The sequence below is a fragment of the Erwinia sp. genome (assembly GCF_049696395.1).
In the GTDB taxonomy this organism is placed as follows: domain Bacteria; phylum Pseudomonadota; class Gammaproteobacteria; order Enterobacterales; family Enterobacteriaceae; genus Erwinia.
This window is the reverse complement of record NZ_JBAVTT010000046.1, coordinates 1-5,717: the sequence shown is the minus strand read 5'-3', so window position 1 is coordinate 5,717 and position 5,717 is coordinate 1. Positions and strand designations below refer to the sequence as shown.

6 protein-coding genes are annotated in these 5,717 nt (G+C 51.4%); 4 read left to right on the top strand and 2 right to left on the bottom strand.

Translation table 11 applies throughout. The features are described 5' to 3' along the window. Nucleotides 1-1,114: FliC/FljB family flagellin (locus tag WCC56_RS06320; protein WP_424691561.1), on the bottom strand; the 1,114-nt coding region annotated here is incomplete at its 3' end. 281 nt (nt 1,115-1,395) lie between these two features. On the opposite strand from WCC56_RS06320, the gene fliD reads away from it, so the two are divergent. The 4 genes from fliD to amyA all read left to right on the top strand — a co-directional run bounded on the left by fliD (nt 1,396) and on the right by amyA (nt 5,204). Further along, nucleotides 1,396-2,802, top strand: a complete 1,407-nt coding sequence (gene fliD / locus WCC56_RS06315; protein ID WP_424691560.1) for a flagellar filament capping protein FliD — start codon at nt 1,396-1,398, stop codon at nt 2,800-2,802. Nucleotides 2,803-2,812: 10 nt separating this feature from the next. Continuing rightward, nucleotides 2,813-3,220: a flagellar export chaperone FliS gene (fliS, locus tag WCC56_RS06310; protein ID WP_424691559.1), complete on the top strand. Its 408-nt coding sequence runs from the start codon at nt 2,813-2,815 to the stop codon at nt 3,218-3,220. Nucleotide 3,221: 1 nt separating this feature from the next. Further along, nucleotides 3,222-3,587 carry a flagella biosynthesis regulatory protein FliT gene (fliT, locus tag WCC56_RS06305; protein WP_424691558.1) on the top strand — a complete coding sequence of 122 codons (366 nt, stop codon included), beginning with the start codon at nt 3,222-3,224 and terminating at the stop codon, nt 3,585-3,587. Nucleotides 3,588-3,722: 135 nt separating this feature from the next. Further along, on the top strand, nt 3,723-5,204 hold the full coding sequence (gene amyA, locus WCC56_RS06300) for an alpha-amylase (protein WP_424691557.1): 1,482 nt from the start codon (nt 3,723-3,725) through the stop codon (nt 5,202-5,204). Between the two features lie 128 nt (nt 5,205-5,332). On the opposite strand, the gene WCC56_RS06295 is transcribed toward amyA, so the two are convergent. Continuing rightward, nucleotides 5,333-5,717 (bottom strand): lipoprotein YedD (locus tag WCC56_RS06295; RefSeq protein WP_424691556.1); only part of this gene is annotated, 385 nt, incomplete at its 5' end.

The following is a 5,717-nucleotide window of genomic DNA, read 5'->3' as shown; positions in this document are numbered from 1 at the left end:
GGTTAGTGGTGGTGTTGTTCAGGTTAGTTACCGCTGAATCCAGACGGTTCTGTACCGCACCCAGGCTTGAACGGAAAGTATCAACCTGTGCAATGGCTTTATCTAACAGAGCCAGTGGGTCAGCAGTTGCTGTACCGGTAAACTGAGGATCAGTATCGATGTTACCCACATCTTCACCAGTTGAGTCAGTACCAGCCGCGCTGCCGTTGACAATTGCAGCTGCAGTTAAAGCAAAGTTTTTACCCTGAACAGTCACGAAACCTGTAGCTGCACCAGCTGAGTCCGCACCCACTTTAACGAATGCGCCGGTCAAAGTACCGGTACTATTAGTATCGGCGTAAGCTACAGTTGCTGTGTTAAGAGAAACATCACCAGTTGAATCATCAACGGAAACGGCATAGTTATCACTGCCGGAAGAGACTACATAGGTAGCTGTTGCAGCGCCAGCAGAGTCCTGAACGTTTTTCAGAGACAGGGTGCTTGCATCAACTTTCAATGCAGTAGCTACTGCTGACAGGTCAACATCTTTAAGTGAACCGCTGGCACCAACCTGAGTGATAGCATCGCTGGTTTTCAGGGCATTTTTATCAACACCGAAACCGCTCAGACCCAGAGTAGAAGAGTCAATTTTCTGCAGGTTGATGGAGATGGTCTGGCCATCGTTCGCGCCAACCTGGATTTTCATGGTGCCGTCTTTAGCCAGCACGTTCACGCCGTTGAACTGAGTCTGACCAGATACGCGGTCAATTTCGTCCAGACGGGATTTGATTTCGTCCTGGATTGAAGACAGGTCAGAATCGGAGTTGGTGCCGTTCTGAGACTGTACAGTCAGTTCACGAACACGCTGTAAGTTGTTGTTGATTTCTGACAGTGCGCCTTCAGTAGTCTGTGCAACAGAGATACCGTCGTTAGCGTTACGAGCAGCCTGAGTCAGGCCCTTGATGTTAGAGGTGAAGCGGTTGGCAATCGCCTGGCCCGCTGCATCGTCTTTCGCGCTGTTGATACGCAGACCAGATGACAGACGCTCAATAGAAGTAGACAGAGCAGACTGGTTTTTGTTGATGTTGTTCTGAGTGATCAGCGAGAGGCTGTTGGTATTAATTACTTGTGCCATGATAAAGTTTCCTATTAAATCGAATCTTGTTAAGGGAGTGGGGCTTGTTTGCCACCCGGCTTCATCGCCGTCAAACTTATTATCGTCAGCCCTTAACCAACCTTTAGAATTATTTTAGTTCCAGAGCCAAATTTTTTTACCTCCCCCTACTCGCAGAAATACCCCTCTCTATTACCGCTATTCGCGTCATTACCCCTGCACAAAAAATCGTAAACTTTACTCATCAGTGGCCGATAACCACGGTATTCATTCTCCGTGTTGACTCTATAAAGGAAACATTTATGGCCAGTATTTCTAACTTGGGTATCGGCTCAGGCCTCCAGCTAGCTGACATCCTGGATAGCCTGCAAGCGTCAGAGAAAGCAGCGTTAACGCCAATCTCTACGCAGCAGTCTTCCTATACAGCAAAACTGAGCGCCTACGGCACACTGAAAAGCGCACTGACGACATTCCAGACGGCTAACACCACGCTGAACAATGCTGACCTGTTTAGCTCGACGAAAACCACCAGCAGTTCAACTGCCTTTAGCGCCACCACTGCCGCAGGTGCCGTAGCCGGTAAATATACAGTGAGCGTGACCCAGCTGGCAGCCGCTCAAACGCTGACTTCGGCCGTGCAGACCAGTAACACCACCGCATTAGCCACCTCTGATAGCACCATCACCTTCCAGAATGCTAAAGGTGATGCGGCTGTTAGCGTCTCTATCCCTGCGGGCAGTTCTTCGCTGACCGGCATTCGTGATGCGATCAACAAAGCGGATACCGGTGTTACCGCCAGTATTATCAAGACAGGTGATGGCAAGTACCGTTTGTCGATGACCTCTGATGAAACCGGAAAGGATAATGCTGTCACGGTGAGCGTCAGCGGCGACAGCGCCATGCAGAGCATGCTGAATTACGATGGCACTGCAACCGGTAATATGACGGAAAGCGTCACGGCGAAAAATGCTGAACTGACGGTGAATAACGTTGCCATTGAAAACAGCAGCAACACTATCAGCGATGCGCTGGAAGGCATTACGCTGAACCTGAGCGATGTAACGACGGGCAACCAGACGCTGACCATTACTAAAGATACCTCGAAAGCCTCCAGTGCCATCAGTTCGTGGGTGGATGCCTACAATACCCTGCAAGATTCATTTAACAGCCTGACCAAATACACTGCGGTGGATACAGGTACCACTGCGCAAGACACCAGCAACGGTGCCCTGCTGGGTGACAGTACTCTGCGTACTATTCAGTCTCAGTTGAAGACGATGCTGACCAATGCGCAAAGTTCCTCGACCTACAAATCACTGTCGCAGATTGGTGTCACTACCGATCCAACAACCGGATCGTTGGAGCTGGATGATGACAAGCTGTCTACCGCATTGACCAATGATCCGGACGGTGTCAAAGCGATGATTATTGGTGACGGGAAAACGAACGGTATTGCCACGACCATCGCTACCAATATCACCGGTTGGTTATCCAGCACCGGTATTTTGCAGGCGGCAACTGACGGCGTCAGCAAGACTTTGAACAACCTGACTACGCAGTACAACGCAGCCAGTACACGCATCGATGCCACCATCGCGCGTTACAAAACCCAATTTACTGCACTCGACGTCATGATCAGCAAGCTGAACAACACCAGTAGCTATCTGACGTCGCAGTTCGACACTTCAAGCAGTTCCAGCACTAAGTAAAGGAGACAACATGTATAGCGCCAGCGGTACTAAAGCCTATGCGAAAATCGGGGTGGAAAGCGCAGTGATGAGCGCCAGCCCGGACCAACTGGTCACCATGCTGTTCGACGGGGCGCTCAGCGCCCTGGTTCGTGCCCGGTTATTTTTGCTGGATGGCAACATTGGGGGTAAAGGAGAGTCCCTCTCCAAAGCCATCAACATTATTGAAAACGGCCTTAAACAGGGTCTGGAAGAGAATAAAGGCGATGAACTGGCGGATAATCTGGCCAGCCTTTATCGCTATATGGTCCAACGGCTGCTCAAAGCCAATCTGCATAATGACGCCGAAGCGATTCTGGAAGTCGAAACGTTGCTGCGCAACATTGCCGATGCCTGGAAAGAAGTTTCTGCAACTAACGCCCTTCAGGACGCCGTTTAAAATGAATATTGCCCCGCAGCTGCTCACGATTTACCAACAGTTATTAGTCCTCAGCCAGTCTATGTTGCGCCTGGCAAGCGAAGGTAAATGGGATGAACTCATTGAAATGGAAGTCGATTACGTCAGTGCGGTAGAAATCCTGGCGGAAAGCACCAAGCTTTCCCCTGTTCCGGATCAGACACAGGACCAGTTGCGTCCTGTACTGCGCCATATCCTTAACAACGAAGCCGAAGTGAAAAGCCTTTTGCAGTCGCGGATGAGCGAGCTCTCCTCGCTGATTAGCCAGGCAGGCCGGCAGAAATCCGTGAATAAAGCCTATAGTGGAATGCAAGGGGTGGTGCTGTTCCCGGGATCACAAGGCATTTAACAAGGCCTTTTCAGTATGAATTTAACTCACACCAGTCGGCGGGCAGAACGCTAAAGTATTTTAGCTTCTGACCCGCGCTTTTCTCCCCGCCTGCTCCATACTTCAGATCCCAGCCTGATGACCCGGAGCAAGGACATGCCTAATACTACCCTGTTGCAATTCTTCCATTGGTATTATCCAGACGGCAGTAAACTCTGGCCCGAAGCCGCCGAACGAGCGGAAAAACTGGCTGAAATCGGCATCACCGATGTCTGGCTACCGCCCGCCTATAAAGGCGAATCCGGCGGCTATTCCGTAGGTTACGACAGTTACGATCTGTTTGATTTGGGCGAGTTCGATCAGAAAGGCTCTCGCGCCACCAAATATGGCGACAAGGAACAGCTGAAAGCGGCGGTGGAAGCCCTTCGCGCTCACCATGTTGGCGTGATTATGGATGTGGTGCTCAACCATAAAATGGGTGCCGATGAAAAGGAACGCATCCAGTTAAATCGCACCAACCCGGATAATCGCGATGAGATCGATCCCGAAGTGTTTGAGGCCGAGGCCTGGACCAAATTTACCTTCCCGGTTCGCGCGGGCCAGTATTCAAAATTCATCTGGGACTATAAGTGTTTCAGCGGCGTCGATTACATCGAAAACCCGGACGAAAATGGCGTATTTAAAATCGTCAATGATTACACCGGCGAAGGCTGGAACGATCAGGTGGATGATGAACTGGGTAACTTCGACTATCTGATGGGCGCGAATATCGATTTTCGTAACCATGCCGTCACCGAAGAGCTGAAATACTGGGCTCGCTGGATGATGGAACAACTGCCCTGCACCGGTTTCCGCCTGGATGCCGTTAAACATATTCCCGCCTGGTTCTATAAAGAGTGGATTGAGCATATTCAGGAAGTGGCCGATCAGCCGCTGTTTATTGTGGCGGAATACTGGTCGCACGAAGTGGATAAGCTGCAGCAGTACATTCATCAGGTGGAGGGCAAGACCATGCTGTTTGATGCCCCGCTGCAGATGAAATTCCACAATGCCTCACGCGAAGGCGCCAATTATGACCTCAGCCAGATTTTTAACGACACTTTAGTCGAGCAGGATCACTGGCACGCGGTGACCATAGTAGCGAATCACGACACTCAGCCGCTGCAATCTCTTGAAGCGCCGGTTGAGGCCTGGTTCAAACCGCTGGCCTATGCCCTTATTCTGCTGCGCGAACAAGGGGTACCTGTCGTTTTCTATCCGGATTTATTCGGCGCAAGCTATGAAGATGAAGGCGGCGACGGCGAGAACCATAAAATTGATATGCCGGTGATCCCGGAGCTGGAGGGCCTGATCCGCGCCCGTCAGCTCTTTGCTCACGGAGTCCAAACGGAGTGGTTTGATCATCCTAACTGTGTGGCATTTGCCCGAAGCGGAACGGAAGACCTGCCTGGCTGCGTGGTGATCCTGTCAAACGGAGAAGCCGGAGAGAAGTCGTTGCCGATGGGCGAAGCGATGGCAGGAAAAAGCTGGAAGGATTATCTGGGGCACCAGACGGAGAATGTCACCGCCGACGACCAGGGAAATGCGGTCTTCCGCTGTAATGCAGGCAGCGTGAGTGTCTGGGTACTCGCTGAATAATTATTTGGATTGGGCGAAAGTAAACGAGACAAAAGGAACGGAGAGAGAGCGGGAAGATATTTAGCTTGCGACCGACTTTATCTGATCAACAACAGGCCGTCTGACTCTGCTCAGGCGGCCTGTTGCCATTAAGACTTCGCGTTTTTGAACGTCGCTTGGTGGTGTTTCTTGCTGCCGGAGTCCTCAGACTTCGCTTCATTCGTCGTTGTTACTGCATCATTTTCATGGGCCAGCGCTTGCTGACACTCTGCCGTTGGCTGATGAACCCGCTGCAAAACCAGCTTGTCATAGTGCAGTTCGGTGCCTTCCAGCTCCAGCGGCATCACCCGCACCTCTTTATTTACATTAACCCAGTCGCCTCTAAACTGCGTCACCTGGCCGGGTTGGGCAATCACCCGCTGCCACTGACGGCAATCCAGCGTATCGCCTTCTGCGGTAATAATCAGGCTGGCGATGGCGTCCTTACTGACCAGGCCTTTCTGCGGCCCCATGCTCTGCCAGTTTCCGACCAGG

Coding starts and splice junctions, on each gene's coding strand:
- amyA (WP_424691557.1), top strand. CDS start 3,723: ATGCCTAATACTACCCTGTTGCAATTCTTCCATTGGTATTATCCAGAC.
- fliT (WP_424691558.1), top strand. CDS start 3,222: ATGAATATTGCCCCGCAGCTGCTCACGATTTACCAACAGTTATTAGTC.
- fliD (WP_424691560.1), top strand. CDS start 1,396: ATGGCCAGTATTTCTAACTTGGGTATCGGCTCAGGCCTCCAGCTAGCT.
- fliS (WP_424691559.1), top strand. CDS start 2,813: ATGTATAGCGCCAGCGGTACTAAAGCCTATGCGAAAATCGGGGTGGAA.